This window comes from Kineosporia sp. NBRC 101677, assembly GCF_030269265.1.
GTDB classification, from domain to species: domain Bacteria; phylum Actinomycetota; class Actinomycetes; order Actinomycetales; family Kineosporiaceae; genus Kineosporia; species Kineosporia rhizophila.
The window spans coordinates 124,080-144,530 of sequence record NZ_BSTA01000010.1 but is presented as its reverse complement, the minus strand read 5'-3'; the positions used below and the strand labels follow the sequence as shown (position 1 = coordinate 144,530).

General features: G+C 70.4%; 14 protein-coding genes. 5 read left to right on the top strand and 9 right to left on the bottom strand.

The annotated features are described in order from the left end of the window. Nucleotides 1-8 precede the first annotated feature (8 nt). Entirely contained in the window at nt 9-1,814 is a 1,806-nt protein-coding gene (gene ggt, locus QSK18_RS26585; RefSeq protein WP_502894273.1) for a gamma-glutamyltransferase, read from the bottom strand. Between the two features lie 373 nt (nt 1,815-2,187). After that, nucleotides 2,188-3,615, bottom strand: coding sequence for an MFS transporter (locus QSK18_RS26580; RefSeq protein WP_285624582.1), 1,428 nt, complete (start codon nt 3,613-3,615; stop codon nt 2,188-2,190). Between the two features lie 122 nt (nt 3,616-3,737). Between QSK18_RS26580 and QSK18_RS26575 the strand changes: the two genes are divergently transcribed. Continuing rightward, the gene (locus QSK18_RS26575) at nt 3,738-4,439 is read left to right on the top strand and encodes a TetR/AcrR family transcriptional regulator (RefSeq protein ID WP_232815310.1); all 702 of its coding nucleotides are present in this window, start codon (nt 3,738-3,740) and stop codon (nt 4,437-4,439) included. 10 nt (nt 4,440-4,449) lie between these two features. On the opposite strand, the gene QSK18_RS26570 is transcribed toward QSK18_RS26575, so the two are convergent. Together QSK18_RS26570 and hrpB are read right to left on the bottom strand one after the other, a co-directional pair. Beyond that, the gene (locus QSK18_RS26570; RefSeq protein WP_285624576.1) at nt 4,450-6,528 is read right to left on the bottom strand and encodes a HelD family protein; all 2,079 of its coding nucleotides are present in this window, start codon (nt 6,526-6,528) and stop codon (nt 4,450-4,452) included. A gap of 42 nt (nt 6,529-6,570) precedes the next feature. Next, nucleotides 6,571-9,195: an ATP-dependent helicase HrpB gene (gene hrpB, locus QSK18_RS26565; protein ID WP_352396658.1), complete on the bottom strand. Its 2,625-nt coding sequence runs from the start codon at nt 9,193-9,195 to the stop codon at nt 6,571-6,573. Nucleotides 9,196-9,428: 233 nt separating this feature from the next. Between hrpB and QSK18_RS26560 the strand changes: the two genes are divergently transcribed. Then, nucleotides 9,429-10,040, top strand: coding sequence for a DJ-1/PfpI family protein (locus QSK18_RS26560; protein WP_285624570.1), 612 nt, complete (start codon nt 9,429-9,431; stop codon nt 10,038-10,040). A 50-nt stretch (nt 10,041-10,090) separates the two neighbouring features. After that, nucleotides 10,091-10,507 (top strand): MarR family winged helix-turn-helix transcriptional regulator, encoded by a 417-nt coding sequence (locus QSK18_RS26555; protein WP_232813127.1) that lies wholly within the window; start codon nt 10,091-10,093, stop codon nt 10,505-10,507. 15 nt (nt 10,508-10,522) lie between these two features. On the opposite strand, the gene QSK18_RS26550 is transcribed toward QSK18_RS26555, so the two are convergent. The 4 genes from QSK18_RS26550 to QSK18_RS26535 all read right to left on the bottom strand — a co-directional run bounded on the left by QSK18_RS26550 (nt 10,523) and on the right by QSK18_RS26535 (nt 15,780). Further along, a complete protein-coding gene (locus tag QSK18_RS26550) occupies nt 10,523-12,772 on the bottom strand; it encodes an HNH endonuclease signature motif containing protein (RefSeq protein ID WP_285624564.1) in 2,250 nt (749 codons plus the stop codon). Between the two features lie 294 nt (nt 12,773-13,066). Further along, on the bottom strand, nt 13,067-13,762 hold the full coding sequence (locus QSK18_RS26545) for a carbohydrate-binding protein (RefSeq protein ID WP_285624560.1): 696 nt from the start codon (nt 13,760-13,762) through the stop codon (nt 13,067-13,069). Between the two features lie 6 nt (nt 13,763-13,768). Then, nucleotides 13,769-14,488 (bottom strand): LuxR C-terminal-related transcriptional regulator, encoded by a 720-nt coding sequence (locus tag QSK18_RS26540; protein ID WP_232813124.1) that lies wholly within the window; start codon nt 14,486-14,488, stop codon nt 13,769-13,771. Between the two features lie 41 nt (nt 14,489-14,529). Then, on the bottom strand, nt 14,530-15,780 hold the full coding sequence (locus QSK18_RS26535) for a sensor histidine kinase (protein ID WP_232813123.1): 1,251 nt from the start codon (nt 15,778-15,780) through the stop codon (nt 14,530-14,532). A gap of 184 nt (nt 15,781-15,964) precedes the next feature. On the opposite strand from QSK18_RS26535, the gene QSK18_RS26530 reads away from it, so the two are divergent. Beyond that, nucleotides 15,965-17,245 carry a DUF1996 domain-containing protein gene (locus QSK18_RS26530; RefSeq protein WP_232813122.1) on the top strand — a complete coding sequence of 427 codons (1,281 nt, stop codon included), beginning with the start codon at nt 15,965-15,967 and terminating at the stop codon, nt 17,243-17,245. Between the two features lie 20 nt (nt 17,246-17,265). Further along, the gene (locus tag QSK18_RS26525) at nt 17,266-18,018 is read left to right on the top strand and encodes a copper homeostasis protein CutC (protein WP_232813121.1); all 753 of its coding nucleotides are present in this window, start codon (nt 17,266-17,268) and stop codon (nt 18,016-18,018) included. Here the strand turns inward: QSK18_RS26525 and lon are convergent. Then, on the bottom strand, nt 17,985-20,402 hold the full coding sequence (lon, locus tag QSK18_RS26520) for an endopeptidase La (protein ID WP_285624553.1): 2,418 nt from the start codon (nt 20,400-20,402) through the stop codon (nt 17,985-17,987). The two genes, QSK18_RS26525 and lon, sit on opposite strands and share 34 nt — an antisense overlap. Nucleotides 20,403-20,451: the final 49 nt, after the last annotated feature.

Below are 20,451 nucleotides of genomic sequence, written 5' to 3'. Positions count from 1 at the left end.
GGGGCGCGCTACTTGCGCCCGGCTTTTTCTTTGACCGGTTTCTCGCTGACCACCGCAGCGGAGCCACCCCCACGCCGCGTCGGCTCCGCCGCCGCGACGAGCCGCTTGCCCGGCAGGAACTGGATACCCGTGGCCGCGCCGATCTCCGCCGTCTCTTTCAGCGAGTGCCCCAGCCCGGTCAGCGCCGGGCCCAGCTCCCCACCCGTGATACCGGGCTCGGCGTCGCTCGTGGGCCCGTTCCGCGAGGACAGACGCGGCGCGGCGATGGCGTCGACCAGGGAGAGCTTGCGGTCGAGCGTGCCGGTGGCCACCTGGAGCACCGTGGTGATGATCGTGGCGCCGCCGGGGGAGCCGAGGGCCAGGTAGGGCTTGCCGCCCTTGGTGATGATGGTCGGGGCCATCGACGAGCGCGGCCGCTTGCCCGGGCCCGGCAGGTTGGGGTCGGGCACCCCGGCGGTGAGCGGGGCGAAGTTGAAGTCGGTGAGCTCGTTGTTGAGCAGGAAGCCGTAGCCGGGCACGGTGATGCCCGAGCCGCCGGTCTGCTCGATGGTCAGCGTGTAGGCCGCGACGTTGCCCCACTTGTCGGCCACCGTGAGATGGGTGGTGCCGTGGTCGTCGCGGGGCGCCTCCTGCTTCACGAACGGCAGCTCGCAGTCGCCGTAGCGGCCGTCGGGCCTGCCGAACGGGACCGGGCGGGTGGCGGCCTTCTGTTCGTCGAACAGCTGGCAGGCGCGCTCGTCGGCGAAGCCCTGGGAGAGCAGCTGCTGCGTGGGCGTACCGCCGAAGTCACCGACCCAGCGGTTGCGGTCGGCGAAGGCGGTGGCCGAGGCCTCGGCCAGGCGGTGCAGGTACTGCACGTCGGACTGCTTGCTCAGCGGCTTGCCCGGGTAGGCCTCGAGCAGGTTCAGCGCCTCGCCGACCGCGATCCCGCCGGACGAGGGGGTGGGCATGCCGTAGACCGAGAGGTTCTTGTACTTGCCGACGGTGGGCCGGCGGGTGAGCGCCTGGTAGGCCTTCAGGTCGTTGGCGGTGATCTGCCCGGCGAGGACCTGCAAGCCGTCGGTGGTCTGCGGCGCCCGCGCCGTCTGCACCACGGCCTTGCCGAGTTCGCCCTGGTAGAGCGCCTTGACCCCCTGGCTGCGGAGGACGCCGTAGGCCTTGGCCAGGTCGGGGTTGCGGAAGGTGTCGCCGACCTCGGGCGCCTTGCCGCCGGGCAGGAACAACGCGGCGGTGGCGGGGAACTTGGCGAAGCGCTGGGCGTTGGTGGCGGTCTGCGAGTGGAACGTCTCGTCGACCACGAAGCCCTGCTCGGCCAGCTTCTGGGCGGGGGCGAGCAGTTCGTTCAGGCTGCGGCTGCCGAGCTTGCCGGCGGCCTTGTGCCACAGCGCGGGAGTGCCCGGGACGCCGACCGACAGGCCCGAGCTGACCACCGTGGCGAAGTCGAGCGGGGTGCCGTCTTCTTTCTGGAAGACCGTGGGGCTGAAGCTCTTCGGCGCCGTCTCGCGCCCGTCGATGGTGGTGACCTTCTTGGACTTGGCGCTGTAGTAGACCAGGAACCCACCACCGCCGATGCCGGCCGAGTAGGGCTCGGTGACGCCCAGCGCCGCCGCCGTGGCGATCGCCGCGTCAGCCGCGTTACCGCCCTTGCGCAGCACCTCGAGCCCGACCTCGGTGGCATACGGATCGACCGAGGAGACGGCGCCGCCGTAGCCGATCGCCTCCGCCTGCTTCTCCGGCGGGGTCGGGTCCTGCGCTGTGGCCGGCACGGTGGCGCCGGCGATCGTGCTCTCCGGCGCAGTGAGACCGGTGACCATGCCCAGGGCCGGGGCCGCCGTGGGCCCACTGGTGGGCTCAACCGGGCTCGCCGCAGAAGCTGCAGAGGCCGAGGTGGCGGTGGCCAGCGGGGCGCAGACCGCGAGCGCTCCGAGCACGGCCAGGCCACGGGTGCGACCGCGACGTGCACTCGGCCGGGCGGCTTCGGGCAAGGACGGTCGGGACCGGCGTGGCATCGGCTCTCCCTGGCTCGGGGCTCCGGCGGAGCACGGATTCAGGCATGTTATCCGGATTCGGCGCCGGGCCGGAGAGGGCTGTGGACAACTTTTCCGTAGGGGTTCGAGACCCGACTCGAGACTCGACGGACGGTCGCGATCACCGCTGAGGCGACCGCAACCGTCCTCAATTCGATCTTCAGACCGGCACGGCCTCGTTCAGTTCCTCGGCGTCCGGCACCCGCTGCCGGGCGATCAGTGCCATCCCGATGTTCACGGCGGCCAGCACCGCGGCGATCAGGAGGCCCCGGTGGAAGGCGTCGACCAGGGCCTCCTGCGGGCTGGCCCCCTCCGCCAGACGGCTCTCGGCCAGCGACGTCGACAGCGTGTTCACCACCGCCAGGCCGAGCACACCGCCGACCTGGTAGCCCGCAGACACCAGTCCGGAGGCGGTTCCGGCATCGGCGTGCGAGACCTCCGAGACCGCCGAGATCTGGCCCGGCACACCGACCCACATGATGCCGAAGCCGAAGAGCAGGAACCCGGGCAGCAGTTCGACCACGTAAGAGCCGGAAGCGCCTGCGCCAGTGAGCAGCAGCAGACCGCCCACGCTCATCGCCGCACCCGCCAGGTGCACCGGGCGGGTACCGATCCGGGTAACCACGCTGGAGGCCGACATCGCCCCGACGATCGCGGCCAGGCCCATCGGCAGGAACTGCATGCCGGTCTGGATCGCCGACTCGCCCCGCACCTGCTGCAGGAAGATCGCGGCCAGGAAGAACATCGAGGTGAAAGCCGCGCCGTTGAGCCCGAGGGCGACGGTGGACGCGCTCAGCGAGCGGGAGCGGAACATCCGCAGCGGCACCAGCGGGTCGGCCGAACGCGACTCGGCGAAGACGAAACCGGCCAGCAGCACCACCGCGGCGGCCAGGGAACCCACCACCTCGACGTCGGACCAGCCCAGCGTCTCGGCCCGGATCACCCCGTAGATCAGGGCGAGCACGCCAGTGGTGGCCAGGATCGCCCCGAGAGCGTCGAAAGTGCGCGCAGTTCCGGTGCTCTCGGCCTTGCTCTCCCGCACGATGAACGGCGTCAGGGCCACCACCAGCACGGTGATCGGAACATTCACGAAGAACACCCAGCGCCAGCTCGCGCCGTCCACCAGGAAACCACCGGCAACCACGCCGAGTGTGCCGCCCAGTCCGGCCAGACCACCCCAGATGCCCAGGGCGATGTTGCGGTCGCGGCCCGGGGCGAAGGTCACGGTGAGAATGGAAAGCGCTGCGGGAGAAAGCATTGCGCCGCCCAGACCCTGTACGGCGCGGAAGGCGATCAGCATGCCCTGCGAGTCGGCCAGGCCGCCGGCCAGCGAGGCCACGCCGAACAGGGCCAGACCGGCCATGAACAGCCGCCGCCGGCCGATCAGGTCGGCGGCCCGCCCGCCGAGCAGCAGGAATCCGCCGAACGCGAGCACGTAGGCACTGACCACCCACTGCAGGTTGTCCACGGAGAAGCCGAGATCGGCCTGCAGGTCGGGCAGGGCGACGTTCACGATCGTGACGTCGAGAACCACCATGAACTGGGCCAGGGCCAGCACGGTGAGGGTCGACCAGGGACTACGCCTCATGGCGTCGCTACCTCTCGAAGAAGGACTGTACGGCGTACATGTACGACATACATGTACTGCGTACAGGAGGCGTCTCGCAAGCCCCGGCCCGTACTCGCCCTGTACGAGGTACAGTCGAGAACGTGGCTGGTAAGCGGAGTGCGGCGTCCAAGGAACGGCTGAGCCGGGAGGCGATCGTGACCTCGGCGCTGGCCCTGGCCGACCGCGAGGGGCTGGACGCGGTCACGATCCGTCGCCTGGCCACCGACCACGGCGTCACCCCGATGGCCCTCTACTGGCACTTCAAGGACAAGGACGTGCTGCTCGACGGGGTGATCGAGCAGGTGCTCGAGGAGGTCGTGCTGCCCTCGTACCCGGCCGGCGACACGCCCGCGTGGGACGTGCGGCTGCACGACTGCTTCGCCGCGATCCTCGAGGCCCTCAGCCGGCACCCCGAGGTCGCTGACCTGGTGCACAAGCGGTTCCTGGGCTCCTCGGCCGGGCTGAACATCGGCGAGTTCGCCTTCTCGGCCCTGCGCGACGGCGGTTTCAGCCGCACCGAGATGGCCACGATCGGGGTGCAGGCGCTGCACAACCTGGTCGTCCTGGTCACGATGGAACCGGGGGAGCGGGCCCTGCGCGACAGCGAGGAGGAGATCGCCCTGCGCACCCGGCAGAAGAAGGCGGTGCTGCAGACGCTGGCCCCGGAGCGCTACCCGAACATCATCATCTGTGCCGAGGACCTGGTGGACAGGCCGGTCGACGAGGCCGGCTACCGCGACCTGGGCCTGGACATCCTGATCGAGGGCATCCGGGCCCGGGCCGCGAAACTGGCCCGCCCATAGGCAGAAACGCTCAGGCCAGGACGTCCGGCAGGGGCTCGTGGTGCACCACCGTGAGCCCGGTGACGGCACGGGTCAGCACCACGTACAACCGGCGCAGACCGGTGCGCTCGTCCGGTTCCTCGGCGGCGATCCGGGTGGGTTCGAGCACGACCACCCAGTCGTACTCCAGACCCTTGGCCGTGGTGGCGGGCACGACGCTGACCCGAATGCTCAGTGGATCAGCGTTCTCGTCGGCCGGACCGTCGAGCTCGCTGCCGTGCGGGCCGAGCACCGAGTGCTCGATCCCGGCCTCGCGCAGCTCCTCGGCCGCGGTCGGCACCAGCGAGTCGGGCACGATCAACCCGATCGAGCCGAGCTCGTCCAGGCAGCGGCGCACGGCGGTGAGCACGTCGGGCCACCGCTGCGCGGCCGACTCGCTGGTCACGATCTGCAGGCTGCCGGGCGAATCACGAACGGACGTCGGTGCGTTCAGTCCCGGGGCGATGCTGGGCAGCAGTCTGGCCGCGTACCGGATCACCGCGTCGGGCACGCGGAATCCGCGGTCGAGCTCGTCGATCACGGCGCCGCTCTGCCCCAGGTGCTCCAGCGTCACCTCCCACGAGGGGGTGGCCCAGGGCGTGGTGCCCTGCGCGATGTCGCCGAGCACCGTCATCGAACCGGTGGAGCAGCGCCGCCCGACGGCCCGCAGCTGCATCGGCGAAAGGTCCTGCGCCTCGTCCAGCACCACGTGCCCCATACTGGCCGAGCGGCGGGTGAGGTCGGTCAGCTCGTCCAGCAGTACCGCGTCGGCCGAGCTCCACTTCGCCGAACCGGCCGTGCGGGAGGGCTTCTCCCACAGCAGCAGCTTCTGCTCCTCGGCGGTGAGAATGCCCTCGGCGTGCCGGGCCAGCACCTCAGGATCCGAGAACAACGAGTGCAGAAGCTTCTTCGGATCCACAGTGGGCCACACCGAGTCGGCGTACTTCTTCACCTCGCGGCTGCGCGCCACCGAATCCTGCACCCGGTCGTCCGGGGAGTCGCCGGCCTCTTCCATCAGGACCAGCACGGCGTGCGCAATACGCTGCGGCAGCATGTCCTTGGCGGCCGAGTAGCGCACGCCGCGGTTCTGCAACTCCTCGACGATCTCGGCCAGCTGATACGCCGGCACCCGCCAGCGGTGCGCCCCGCGGGGAAGGATCATCGACTCAGTGGGCCGGACCACTCCGGACCAGACCGCCCGCCGCAGCACCTCGGCCATCCGGGCATCGCCCTTCAGCCCGGCGACCTGAGGGGTGTCGGAACCCTTGACGGTGAGCAGGGTCTCGGCCCCGCCCGGTGAGGTGACCACGAGCTGCTCGACCGTCGCGTGCCGAACCTGTGCCTCTCCCAGGCTGGGCAGCACCGCGTTCACGTGCTCCAGGAACGACTCGTTGGGCCCCACCACCAGCACGCCGGAACGGGCCAGGCGCTCGCGGAACGCGTACAGCAGCCAGGCCGCGCGGTGCAGGCCCACGGCGGTCTTACCGGTGCCCGGCGCTCCTTGGATACAGACCGACGTGTCCAGGTCGGCCCGGACGATGACGTCCTGCTCGGGCTGGATGGTGGCGACGATGTCGCGCATCGGCCCGGCGCGCGGTCGTTCGATCTCGTGGGCCAGGATCTGGCTCTTTGTCTCGGACTGGTCGCTGAGCTGTTCGCTGAGCTGCTCGTCCTCGTAGGCGGTGATCGAACCGTGCTCGATGCCGAACCGGCGGCGCCGGAGCACGCCCATCCGGTCGTTGCGACTGGCCTGGTAGAAGGCGGTGGCCACGCTGGCCCGCCAGTCGATCACCACCGGGTCGCCGTTCGGGTCCGCCACGTGCCGGCGGCCGATGTACCAGCGGTTGCCGTCGTCGTGGTCGGTCCGGCCGAAGAACAGGGTGGTGCCCGGATCGTCGATCAGGGCCTGTGCCCGGTGGTAGAGAGCTGCGCTCAGGTACTCCGCGGAGACCGCGTTACCGCCCTGCACATCGAGCGAAAGCACCTGCTGCCGCATGGTTTCGAGGTCGGCGCGGGCCCGGGCGAGATACTCCTGCTCCGAGCCGAGGACGTCATCAATCGCAGCAGACACAAGGGGCTACGTTACTCTTCGGGCCCGGAACCGTCGAACGAATTAACGCCGCGCCGCGTTCTTGGTGCGTTTCGTGGCCACCGCCGAGGCCGGGTCGTCAGGCCAGGGGTGCTTCGGGTAGCGCCCCCGCATCTCGGCCCTTACCCCCGGATAGGCGTTCTGCCAGAACGACTCCAGATCGGACGTAACGGCCAGGGGCCGCCCGGCGGGCGAGAGCAGATGAAGGACGATCGGCACGCGTCCGCCGGCAATGCGCGGCACTGCGGGCCAACCGAAAACCTCTTGGAGCTTCACAGCAAGGACGGGGTCGGATGGGTCGCTCACGTCGGTGGAGTAGGTGAGGGTCACGGTCGAACCACTAGGGACGTCGATCCGCTCCGGCGCGAGTTCGTCCAGTTGGGTGATGGCTCGGTGATCGAGAAGGAGGCGCAGCGCCTGCACCAGGTCGATGCGCTGGAGGTCGGCACGGTTGCGGGCAGTGGTCAGCCATTCCTCGGCGCGGGCCAGCAGAGCTGCGTCCGAGACGTCCGGCCACGAGCCCGACGCTGCGAAGGCGCGGTGCAGCAGGGCCAGCCGAGCCCGTAGCTTCTGGGCGGCCGGCGTCCACCGCAGCAGACCCAGCCCCTCCTTCCGTAGGCCCTCCTGCAGAGCTGCGTGCACCAGGTGCGGCGCCGGATTCTTGAGCGGCCGCTCGGCCAGCACGATCGCCCCCAGCAGATCGCGCTGCCGGGCCACCACGTCTCCCTTCAGCCAGACCACCTCGTCCTGGGTGCGCAGGAGCTCTTCGCCCACTTCCATGGCCGTGCTCTCGTCGATCGCCGCAGCCATCCGGATGCGCGCCGACTGTGCCCCGGCCTGCCGCTGAGCCACCGCGACCGCGAGCCATCCGATGCCGGTCAGCCCCGAGCCGGGGGAGAGCTCGGCCCCGGTACCTCCAGACATGAGATAGCCGCCGGTGCGGCGCAACCGGGCGATACGTTCGGGAAAAGCCAGACCAATGACGATGCCCGCGGCCAGATCGTCGGACACGCGGGCCGTCGATCCCGACGACTGCTCGACCGGAATCGCAGCCTGCAAACGCCGTACCTCGTCCCGCCAACGTCCGGACGCCCCGTCCCCACTCCGCAGGCGGCGCAGTGCGGCCGCCAGATCGTCCGTACCCCCGCCCAGCGAATCGTCGGCGAGCAACGCCACGATCTCCGCCGTCCGTCGGGGCCCGACCAACTCCGCTCCGTCGAGCAGTGCCCTGGCCAACCTAGGGTGCACCCCCGCTGACGTGAGCCGAGCGCCTCGGCGCGTCACTCGTCCATTTGTATCGATCGCTCCCAACGCCCGCAGCGTCTGCTGAGCGACGGTCAGCGCAGAGGCCGGGGGCTGCGACGGCAGCGGCAGCCCGGCCGGATCAGGTGTACCCCAGACCGCCAGCGACAGGGCGAAACCAGTGAGGTCGGCAATGGCCACCTCGGGCTCCGGGTGGGCCGCCAGACGCTCATGATCGGCGGCCGACCAGCAACGGTAGACGCGCCCGGGAGCCTCCCGCCCGGCCCGCCCGGCCCTCTGGTGAGCCGACGAACGAGACACCCGCACCGTGGCCAGTCCACTCAGCCCACGCGCCAGGTCGGTACGGGGTACGCGGGCCAGACCGGCATCCACCACGATCCGCACGCCCGGCACGGTCAGGCTGCTCTCGGCCACGGACGTGGCCAGCACCACCCGCCGCGCAGACCCGACCGCGCCCGGCCTCAGCACGGCATCCTGATCGCGGGCGCTGAGCCGTCCGTGCAGCCGTTGCACCTGAACGCCACTCAGCCGCCGGGCCACTCCCTCGATCTCACCCGCCCCCGGCAGGAAGACCAGCACGTCCCCCTGGGCCTCGCCCAGCGCCCGCCGCACCACCGAGGCCACGTGGTCGAGCAGGCGGGGGTCGACCCGCAGACCGTGTGGCGGGTCGACGGGGCCGGTGGGGGGACACCAGACGGGTTCAACGGGATACAGCGGAGCGTCGGCGCCAATCACCGGCGCCGATGCGGCGGGGCCACTGGAGCCGAGCAAGTTATCGGAGTCGAGCAAGTCACCGGAGCTGCCTGAGCCGCTTGAGCCGTCCGAGTTGCCGTTACCGACTGGGCCGTCGCCCGACTCGCCGTTCCCGATCGAGGCGCTACCGACGTCCTTAATTTCTGCAGCATCCCCCGAGCCCAGCAGCCGGGCCAGCCGCTCGCTGTCCGCGGTGGCCGAAGCAGCCAGCAACAGGAGTTCCGGCCGCAACGTGGCCCGCACCTCGGCGCTGAACGCCAGCGCCAGATCGGTGTCCAGATGCCGCTCGTGGCACTCGTCCAGCAGCACTGCCCCGACGCCTGGCAACTCCGCGTTCTCCAGCAGCCTGCGCACCAGCAGACCGGTGGTGACCACCTCCACCCGAGTGCGCCGACTGACCCGCCGGTCACCGCGCACCGAGTAACCCACCAGCCCGCCGACCTCCTCGCCGAGCAGCCAGGCCATCCGGGCGGCAGCAGCTCGGGCCGCCACCCGGCGCGGCTCGGCGACCAGCACCCGTCCTTCGACCTGGTCGGCCAGCGCCAGCGGCACCAACGTGGTCTTACCCGTGCCGGGCGGTGAGACCAGCACTCCGGCGCCGAAATCGCCGAGACGCCGCAGTAGTTCGGGAATGGTGGCGCTGACCGGGAGTGCGGTCTCGAGCGCCTTCTCGGCGGTGGCCAGGAGTTTCGGGGGGTTCAGGACGCGGCCCTCCACTGCCGGGCCGCCACACCGCTGAGGTGCTCGGGCACCACTTGCACAGAGTTCCGCATGCCCACATCCTCTCGCGTCCGTCCGTGAACCGGGGATTGACAGAGTGCTGTCAAAATGACAGTCTGCTGTCAGTCAATCAAGGGGGCACGATCATGACGAACGTGGTGCTGTACGCGACCGACACGATGGCCGACTGGGAGTACGGGTACCTGACGGCCGGGTTGGCGATGGCCGATGAGGACGTGCCGGGCGGTGTCGGGCTCACTGTTGCTTCGGTGGGTGGCAAGGCCGTCACCACGGCCGGGCGCCTGACCGTGCAGCCGGGGGCCGACCTGGCCGGGCTCGACCCGGAGCAGATCGATCTGCTCGTGCTCCCGGGCGGCGACACCTGGGGCGAGGGGCACGACGAGGTGCTGGCGCTGGCCAGGACTCTGGTGCAGAACGGCAGGCCGGTTGCCGGGATCTGCGGGGGCACGCGGGGCCTGGCTCGGGCCGGTCTGCTCAATCAACGGCGGCACACCAGCAATGCCCTCGAAGCCCTGGCCGGCACCGAGAACTACACGGGCCAGGATCTTTACCAAGAAGCCCGCACGGTGGTCGACGGCAACGTGATCACGGCCCCGGGCACCGCCCCACTCGAGTTCGCCAAGGCTGTCTTCGAGGTGCTCGGCGTGTTCCCGCAGCCGGTCATCGACGCCTGGTATGGGCTGTACACCACGGGCGAGCGCAAGTACTACGACCTCCTCGTGGGCGGTGAGGCTTGAGAAGTCCTGAAGCCAGAAGTCCCGAAGGTGATGCTCTGACCGCTCTGGTGATGCCGGTTTTCGAGGCGAACGGCGAGTTCCTGGCCGCAGCCAAGGAGATCGCCGAGCCGGCCGGCCTGACCCCCGCGCAGTGGCAGGTGCTGGGCGCAACCCTGGACACCGCGCTACCGGTGGCCGAGATCGCCCGACGGGTGGGGCTGGGGCTGGCCCGGCAGAGCGTTCAGCGCACCGCCGACATCCTGGTCGAGGCCGGCTGGGCCGAGTACGTGCCCAATCCCAGCCATCGGCGGGCCAAGTTGCTGCAGCCCACCGAGCAGGGCCGCGCGACCGTGGCGAAACTGCGCGACCGGCAGCACGCCTGGGCCAACGCGGTGGGCAAGGCCGTAGGCGTGGAGGACCTGAGCCGGGCGGTCGAGTTGTTGAAGGCGGCGGTGGCTGCCTCGCGCGAGTACCGCCAGAACGCTTAGCAACGAGTGCGGATCTCAAAAGGTGGGTTCTCCGTATTCTGGGTAGATGCCGGTGGCCTCGCCCCAGGGCGCGTGCGGCGGGCGAGCCACGGACGACCGGAGCGCCTCTGCCTTGGCTGTCTGCTGGGCCGCCAGCCGGGCGGCGGCCCTGCGCCGTAGTCGGTCCTGCCGGTCTGCCTGCCACTGCAGGTCTCGACTCCAGCGGCGGGTGCGGCGGGCTGTGCGTTCGGCCGAGGGCATCAAGTCGATCCTGGTCAAGCTTTCGGGCTGGTCAGAGGAGGCGGTGGTTCTGCCACGCAGGCTCCAGCCGGGCATACCGGGCAGGCATGGCGGAGCGCTGGCGTGGTCAGTGCCGTCGGGCGTGGTCCAGATGATGGTGCCGGGCGGGTGCGGCTCGCCGGGCCGGGCCGGCCGGGCATGCCAGCCGGCGAAGGTCTTCAGACGGTGGTGGCCCCGGCAGGCGGGATGCATATTGCACGCGCAGGTCGGTCCGCCGCGCTGAAAAGGCTTGAGATGGTCCAAGTCACAGCGGCTGGCAGGAGTGGTGCAGCCGGGGAATGTGCAGACGGGGTAGCGGGCGAAGACCTGGTTGGTGAGGGTGCGGTCGGGGCGGTAGCGGCGGGTCTGGGGCCGGGTGTGGTCCCGGCCGAGGGGACATGGCTCCGACGCAGCGGGCTGTGGCTCGGCGTCGCTGTCTGGGCCGGTGCCATCGTCTGGGCTGGTGTCGTTGCCCGCATGGTCATGGGTACAGGCTCCGGGCAGGACCAGGAGAGTGATCTGCCCGGGGGCGACAGCCAGGCGGCGAGCGTGCTCGGCGCTGATCACGCCATGCCCCTGCAGCAGGCCGGGAATCTGGTCCAGGCCCAGAAGCGTGGTGTCGGTGATCGTCACGACCAGATGGGTGCCTCGTCCCTTGCGCCGGGGCAGGTCGGGGATCTTCCACCAGGCCGGCATCAGACCTTGGGGTACCGGTGGGAACCCGTGAGCCGTCAGGGCATGGTGACGTTCGTCGGTGACGGCCTGCAGGTCGTCTTCCAGGCGGCGGCGTAGCGACTCGGGGACGGTGTCACTGGTCGTATGGGGCTCGGCGTGCTCTGGCTCGTGGCGCGGCTTCCTGAGCTTCCCCTCGGTTTCGCTCGTCGCGCCGCTCTCGCTGGTTCCGCTCGTCGTGCTGGCTTCGCCTGCGGCTGCGTAAGCGCTCGGCTCGTCGCGTGCTTCGTTGCGCGGATCCGGGACCAGCGGAATGTGCACGCCCTCCGCCAACGCCTGCACCAGCAGCGCCAGCACATCGGCCCGCCGCTGATCATGAGTGCGACCGTCCGGTAGGCCCTCCGCCTCGGCCCGATCCCGTGCTGCGTCGGCCGCGGCGTCGAGGAAACCGTCCAGCAACTGCCCTGTCTCGGCCGAGACCAGGGCCGTCACCAGGGCCATGCCGTCGGGCTGGGCCGAGATCCGCGCATGCCGGCCGCGCATCGCCTGCGCATGGTGAGCGGCGCCCCCGTCAGGATCCAGTTCCATCAGCAGCCGCTGGATCAGACGCTTCAGCTCCCCGAAGGTCAGATCGGGGGCCTGGGCAGTCACCATGGCCTCTGTCAGCTGCCACACGTCGTTGCCCGGCCGCAGCTGCGGATACCTCTCGCACGCTGCGTGCAACTGGCGCGCCGCCAGACGAGCACGGTCCGCATCGATCCGGCCCTGCTCCAGCAACGCGAAGATCCGGGGAAGGTTGCGGACCAGGCCCATTGCCACCTCGACATCTCCGGCGGCCGAACGCGGATGACGGTTCAGCTCCGGCGCCAGGCGAGAGGAAACCAGCCGACGCGAGGTGATCGAGAACGCCGAGTCGAGGTCCTCGGGTTCGTCGTGTCCGTCGTGTTCCTCGTGGTCCTCGTCGACGCGGGCGCCACCACGTCGGGCCGACGGCACCGCTTCTACCGCTGTCGCGAGCGAAAGCATCTGCGCGGCCTGCAAACGCCGCATCACGAGTTCCATGGCCATCACGTTGGTGACCCACGCATCGGGCGATTCGGGTGGGGAGGGCTCGGTTCGCTTGGTGCGTCGGGCCGGCTCGGCTGGGCCGCCTGCCTTGGTCGTGCTGGCTGTCTTGGCCGTACCGCTTGCCTTGGCCCTATCGCTTGCCTTGGCGGTACCCGTTCCCTCGGCTGGTCCGGTGAACGCCCCGCCCTCGTCCGATCCCGCATCCGCATCCGCCGACGGGATTCCGAGCGCCCCCAGCTCTTCCAGCAGCCACTCGAACACCCCCATGGACAGCCCGGGGACACGTCCCTCGAAACAACCCTCCGCCAACGCGCCCATCCGGAAGCCCCCCGTCGACAAGCATTTCCGCGGCCCCCACCGCCACAAAAAGAGACTAAAGGGCACCACCGACAAAATGGGATCGAGGCCGCGGCCAAAGCAGCAACCGCGCTCGGATCAACCGCTCGCCAGTGACTCGCCCGCGCGGCCTTCGCTGACGGGTCCGCTCGCGTGCGGCCGGGCGACCGTGAACCGGACGAGCACGCGGACCGGAACCGCAGCGTCCCCACTGCGGTCAGAGCCTCAGCGGATCAGGATCTGGTCCAGGTCGGGCGCGGGGGCCTCCTGGTTGAAGAAGCGGATCACGTTCTCGCCCTTCACCAGGTTCACCTTCACCGTGGTGCGGGCCGGGGAGTCCCAGCTTCGAGCGCCTTTCAGGGCCAGGGTGCGCACCGGGTCGGAGTTGAGCATCACGTCCAGCTCGCGCGGGGCGTCGTCACAGGCGCAGGTGTAGATGATCGTCATGGTGCGCCGGCCGGGCACCTTCACGTCCTTGAGGCGGACGATCACGTAGTGCCCCTGCCCCAGATACTGCACGCGCTTGCCGGAGACGCACAGCGGGCAGTCGATGACCTCGATGCCTGAGCTTTCGTGCGTCTTGGCCCAGGGGTTGATCGTGACCGGCTCGAAAGTCGGCTTGGGTTTAAGTTTCTTGGTGGTGGAGGGAATTGAGGACGGGGTAGTCGCCTCGGGCGTCGGCGTTGCGGTCGGGGAGGTGGTCGCCGGGGATGTGGTGGTCGGAGCGCTCGTCGTGGAGGGCGCCGAGGTGGTGGCCGAGGTGGTGGCGGGTGTGCTGGCTGGGGTGGGGCTGGGGGTGGTGGCCGTGGTGGAGGACTGCCCGGGCAGCAGTTGCGGCACTACGAAGGAGGTTCCGGCCACCGCGAGGGAGAGCAGGCCGACTCCCAGCCAGGGGGCGGAGACCGGGCGCGAACGGGCCACCTTCGCCTACCGCCACCCGTGCCAGCGGGCCAGCGCCTCGGTCCGGCTGGTCACGTCGAGCTTGGCGAACACGTTGCTCAGGTGGTTCTTCACCGTCTTCTCGGACAGTTTCAGCTGCTGCGCGATAGCCGCGTTGGAGAGGCCGTCACCTACCAGTTCGAGCACCTCGATCTCGCGCTCGCTCAGCCCGAAACCCCGCCGCGTGCGCCGTAGGTTGCCGTGCCGGGCCCCGGCCGCGCGCTCGCGGGCGTAGGCCTCGCGCACCGCGCCGGTGGCCACCGAGGCCGCCGCCGGGATCAGCCAGCCCTGGCCGGCCGCCACCGCCCGCACGGCGCTGACCAGGTCGGCCGGGTCGAACCGGCCGTAGACCAGGTAGCCCCGGGCCCCGCCACGCAGCATCGGCGCGATGATCTCCTGGCTGTCGTTGCTGGTCAGGACCAGCACGTTGCTGTGCTGGGCGATCTGGTCGATCACCGACAGGCCGTCGGCCACCGGCATCTGGTAGTCCAGGATCGTCACCCGCGGCCGCAACCGCCGGGCCTCGGCCAGTCCGGCCGCTCCGTTGCCGGCCTCGGCCACCACGCTGATCTGCGGGTCCGACTCCAGCAGAGGACGCAGGGTGGCCCGGATGGTGGCGTTGTCGTCCACCAGCAGCACGGTGATCCGGCTGGGGGTGGACTCGGTGGTCGGCAGCGCACCGGTACTCAGCCAGGCGACCGCGTCCATGCCCTCATTCCCTGTGGCCTTCTCTGCCCTGTCGTCCGCTGTCACAGCACTGGCACCCGCACCCGGATCAGCGTGCCCAGGCCGGGTTCGGACTCCACAGTAAGAGATCCACCGACCGTGCGGGCCCGTTCCATCATGCCGACGATACCCGCGTGCCCCTGATGCTGGAGCTGCTGCAGGGCAGCCAGGTCTCCGCCGACCGGGGCCTCGAACCCACGGCCGTTGTCCCGCACCGTCAGCACCAGCCCTCGCCCGCGCTCGCTGACCGTCACTCCCACCCGGGTGGCCGCGGCATGCCGGTGCACGTTGACCAGCGCCTCGCCGACGATCCGGGTGAGCTCGTACCGCACCGCGACCGGGGGTTCGACCGGTGCAACGGTGGCGGTTGCGCTGATACCGGTCTCGGCTGACCAAAGGGCGCACACCCGCCGCAGCGTAGTGGCGAAATCTTCCTCGGGGGCGTCCAGTCGCATGCCCTCGATCAGCTGCCGGGCCTCCTGCGAGGCGGCCGTTGCCCCCTGCGAGATGACGTCGGCCAACTGCTCAGCCAAGGCCGGCTGCCGCCGCAGTGAACCCGGCAGGGCAACGGCGGCCAGGGACATCGCGCGAAGCGTCTTGGCGACCGAGTCGTGCAGTTCCCGGGCCAGGCGGGCGCGCTCGGCGGCGGCGGCGGATCGCTGGGCGTCGGTGATCAGCTCGACCGTTCGGCTCATTTGCCGGGTAAGCACCCGTTGGGCCAGCACCGTGCCGATCCCGGCCAGTACCCCGGCGGGCGGCGCAGCCAACAGGAAGCCCGCCAGGGACGCCGGAACTTCCTGGGTGTTCAGCAGCACCGCCCCCACCGCCAGCCCCTGCACCGTCTGCGCGGTCCAGAGCGGGATGGCTGCGAAGCCGAGTGCAGCCCCCGCCAGTGCGGCTGCCCCGGCGGCAAAGACGAAGTAGGTCAGGCCGCCTTTGCTCAGCGCCAACACGGCCACGACCAGCACAGCGTCGGCAGTGAGCAGGGGTACGGGCGAACGGACGAGGGTGGGCCAGCGGGGTAGCGCGGCCACGCCGGCCGCGGTGCTGAGCAGCAGCACGACGATCAGCGCGGCCGACCGCACGCCGTCGGTCTGCACCAGCAGGCTCACCACGGCCGTGGTCAGACAGACAGCGGCCCGGGTGAGAAGCACCGTGCGACTGAGGGCCACGGCGACGATCTGCTGCACCCGATGCTGGGGAAGCTCGTCCACCTGGTCCTTCTCCTGGCCGCTCTTGTCGCCGTGAAGGTACCAAGCCGACGGGACCGGCATCGCCACCGGCTTAGGACTTTGGGCCTACCCCCGGTCGTCCGCCGCACGCTTTGCTCGACTCGCCCGGCCTGCGGCCCCCCTCCGGTCCGGACCGGGCGCTCCTGACCACTTGTTACAACTCGACACAACTTGTCCCTGAAGAACTCGTCCCTGAAGAACTCCGTCCCTGACCAAGGAGTCCCTCGTGTCGCGACGACCTCGCGTACTGCGTCCAGCCATCGCCCTGGCCACCGCCTCGGTCCTGGGGGTGACGGCGGCGATCGCGTTCGGTGTCCTGCCCGGCAACTCCGCCCAGCTGCCGAAGAGCGGGCACCACGGCCTCTCCGTGCAGCCCGTCGCCGGCTCGGCGGGTGAGTCCGAACTGCAGGTCACCACGACCGACGCAGCCAAGTTCGTGGAGCAGAAACGCAAGCGCACGAAGAAGCCCTCAAACAAGCGGGTCAAGCCGACCAAGCCCACCAAGCCGAGCACCACTGCACCCGGCCCGAGCGCCACCACCCAGCCCACCCCGTCCTCAAGCACCCAAGCCACCCCGACGCCGACCATGCCGGGGCACACCGTCGGCCCGGACGGCACGATGACCGTCCCGGCGGGCACCTGGCTCCCGGTCGACCAGGCGGCCTGGAAGGCTCAGCTGGACGAGTTCGAGGCGCTCAAGCCGCGCACCCCTCCGGCCACCGCCAAGAAGAACCCCGAGTTCAACGCCACCTGTACCTACAGCCACTCGGGCAAGAACGACCCGATCGTGTTCCCTGGTCAGACCGGCGCCTCGCACCTGCACTCGTTCATGGGCAACGCGGTGACCGACGCGAACACCGACACCGACGACCTGATGCAGTCCGGCACCACCACCTGCATCCCGGTCGAGGACCGCTCGGCCTACTGGATCCCGACGCTGACCGACAAGAGCACGGGCAAGGCGGTCGAGCCCAAGGAGATGATCGTCTACTACGGCTCGTTGCTGGAGGACAAGACCAAGACCGTCCCGATGCCCAACGGCATGCGGATGCTGGTCGGTGACGCCAAGAAGCAGGCGCCCACCCCGGTCGGGGCGCAGAACCAGTTCTGGTGCGCCGGTGGTCCGGTCGACGGGGTCGCCCGCAGCCAGGACGGCAACTGGCCGGTCTGCCAGAACGACGGCCAGACCAAGGGCTCCCTGCACTTCCTGATGCGCTTCCCGGACTGCTGGGACGGCAAGAACCTGGACAGCCCGGACCACAAGTCGCACGTCAGCTACGGGGGCGCGGGCACCTGCCCGAAGGAGTTCCCGGTCCGGATCCCGGCCGTCACCTTCGTGATCAACTACGACACCCCCGGGACCACGTCCGGTTTCGAGCTGGCCAGTGGGCTGGCCTCGTCGATGCACGGCGACGCGTTCTTCGCCTGGGACACCAAGACCATGGCCGACCTGGTCAAGAGCTGCGTGAACCAGCTGGTCACCTGCAACAAGGAGAAGCAGTTCTGAACCCCGGCTAGCCTCGTCGGGTGGCACAACTGGAGATCTGCCTCGAGGACGTCGGTGGTGCAGTGATCGCCGAGGCCTCGGGGGCCGACAGGGTCGAGCTCTGCTCGGCCCTGTCGGAGGGTGGTCTCACGCCCAGCGCGGGTCTCGTGCGGCGAGTGCTGGCCACCACCACGCGGATCGGCGTACAGGTGCTGATCCGGCCGCGCGCCGGGGATTTCGTGTTTACCCCCGAAGAGCTCGAAGTGATGTTTGAAGACGTCCGTCAGCTCGCCTCCCCGGGGCGCGTCGGGTTCGTGATCGGCGCGCTCACTCCTTCCGGGGAGATCGACCGGGCCGTGCTGGAGCGCCTTCTCGAGGCCTGCGGTGATGCGCCGGTCACGTTCCACCGGGCCTTCGACGCCTGCCGGGACCTGCCCGAGGCCCTGGACGTCCTGATCTCCCAGGGGGTTTCCCGGGTGCTGACGTCCGGTGGGGCGAAGACGGCGCTCGAAGGTGCAGCCGGGCTCCGCTCCCTGGTCGAACAGGCCGATAGGCGGATCATGGTCCTGGCCGGTGGGGGAGTGCGGCCGGGGAACGTGGCTGAGCTGGTACGCCGGACGGGAGTGGCCGAAGTGCACTGCCGGGCGGCCGAAAGCATCGCCTCAGCCGCTCGTTACACCAATCCTGCCCTGACCTACGACGAGGGCCGCCGACCAGTCACGTCGGCGGCCCTCGTCGCGGCAATGCGAGCGGCGCTGGATCAGGCGGCTTCGGATGCCGCAACCGTGCCCTGAGCCGCAGCCGCGGGCTCGAGGGCGATCCGGAGCACGTCGGCCACGTCGCTGACCTGGTGCACGACCAGCTGCGAGAGCACGTCCTCGGGCAGGTCGTCCAGGTCCGGGCCGTTGCGGGCGGGGATGATCACCTCGGTCAGCCCGGCCCGGTGGGCGGCCAGCAGCTTCTGCTTGACCCCGCCGATCGGCAGCACCCGGCCGGTCAGCGAGACCTCACCGGTCATCCCGACCTCGGCCCGCACCGGCCGGCCGGTCAGCAGCGAGGCCAGGGCGGTGGTCAGCGTGACGCCGGCCGAGGGTCCGTCCTTCGGCACCGCGCCGGCCGGGAAGTGCACGTGCACCCTGCGGTGGGTCAGCTCCTGCACCGGCACGTCCAGCTTCTCGGCGTTGGCCCGCAGGTAGCTGAGCGCGATCTGGGCCGACTCCTTCATCACGTCGCCCAGCTGCCCGGTGAGCTCCAGGCTCACCCCCGTCTCCATCCCTGTTTCCATCGAGATGGCCTCCACGAACAGCACGTCACCGCCGGCGCCGGTCACCGCCAGGCCGGTCGCCACGCCGGGAACCGCGGTGCGCTCGGCCGACTCGGGGGTGAACCGGGGCCGGCCGAGGTACTTGGCCACCTCGTCCTTCCCGACCACCACCCCGGCCACCGCCTGAGGCGACCTCTCGGAGCCGTCGGGCTCACGGACGTCCTCAAGTTCGGTGGTGACCTTGCGCAGGATCCGGGCGAGGGACCGCTCCAGCTGACGCACGCCCGCCTCGTGGGTGTACTCGGCCGCGACCAGGCGCAGCGCCTCGTCCTCGATCTGCACCTCCTCGGCGGTCAGGCCGGCCCGCTCGAGCTGCCGCGCCAGCAGGTGGTCGCGGGCGATCGCGACCTTCTCGCGCTCGGTGTAGCCGTCCAGCCGGACCACCTCCATCCGGTCCAGCAGCGCCGACGGGATGGTCTCGAGCACGTTGGCGGTGGCCAGGAAGACCACGTCGGACAGGTCCAGGTCGAGGTCCAGGTAGTGGTCGCGGAAGGTGTGGTTCTGGGCCGGGTCGAGCACCTCGAGCAGGGCCGCCGCCGGGTCGCCGCGGAAGTCCGAGCCGACCTTGTCGATCTCGTCGAGCAGCACCACCGGGTTCATCGTGCCGACCTCCTGGAGCGCCCGCACCAGCCGCCCGGGCAGCGCACCCACGTACGTGCGCCGGTGCCCCCGGATCTCGGCCTCGTCGCGTACGCCGCCGAGCGCCACCCGTACGAACTTCCGGTTCAGGGAACGCGCGATCGACTCACCCAGCGAGGTCTTGCCTACCCCGGGAGGGCCGACGAGCGCCAGCACCGCACCCGAGCCGCGTCCGCCTACGACCTCCAGGCCGCGCGCGGCCCGCCGGGCGCGAACCGCCAGGTGCTCGACGATCCGTTCCTTCACGTCGTCCAGGCCTGTGTGGTCGGAGTCCAGCACCGCGCGGGCGTTCCTGACGTCGGTGCTGTCGGTGGTGCGCTCGTTCCAGGGCAGTTCCAGGACGGTGTCCAGCCAGGTGCGGATCCAGCCCGCCTCCGGCGACTGGTCGGAGCCCCGCTCCAGCTTGTCCACCTCGGCCAGGGCGGCGGTACGCACCTTCTCGGGCAGGGCGGCGGCCTCGATCTTCGAGCGGTAGTCGCCCGTGCCCCCGGCGTCCTCCTCGCCCAGCTCCTTGCGGATCGCCGCGAGCTGCTGACGCAGCAGGTACTCGCGCTGGGTCTTCTCCATCCCCTCCTGGACGTCCTCGCGGATCTTCTCGTTGATCTCGGTCTCGGCCAGGTGCGCCCGGCCGCGTTCGAGCAGGAAGTCCAGACGCTGTTCCACGTCGAGGGTCTCCAGCAGGGTGACCTTCTCGCCGGGCTCGATCCAGGTGGCGTAACCGGCCACGTCGGCCAGTTCGGAGGGGTCGCTCATCCGCTGCACCGCGTCCAGCACCTGCCAGTTGTTGCGCTGCTGCAGGATCGCGGTGAGGACCTGCTTGAACGCGGCGGCCTTCTCCCGGATGCGGCCGTCGGGCTCTTCGGGGGAGAGCGGCTCGGCCTCGACCCAGAGCGCGGCGCCGGTACCGACCACGCCCTGGCCGATCCGGGCGCGACGGTCGGCGCGCAGCACCGCGGCCGGTTCGCCGCTGGGCAGCCGGCCGATCTGCACGACCTGGGCGATCGAGCCGATCACGCCGGTGCGGCCCTCGATCCGGGGTACGACGAGCACCTGCAGGGGCTTGGACTCGCCGGCCCGCGCAGCCCGGGCGGCGTCGATGGTCTGCTGGGCCTGGGCCGTCAGCTCGATCGGCAGGGCCATGCCCGGGAGCACGACCGCGTCGTCGAGGAACAGGACGGGGAGGGTGGTGGTGGCGGGACGGGCCTGGTTGGTCATGTCGGCTCCAACGACGATTACACGATTACGTAGTTCCGCGTTCGCCGTG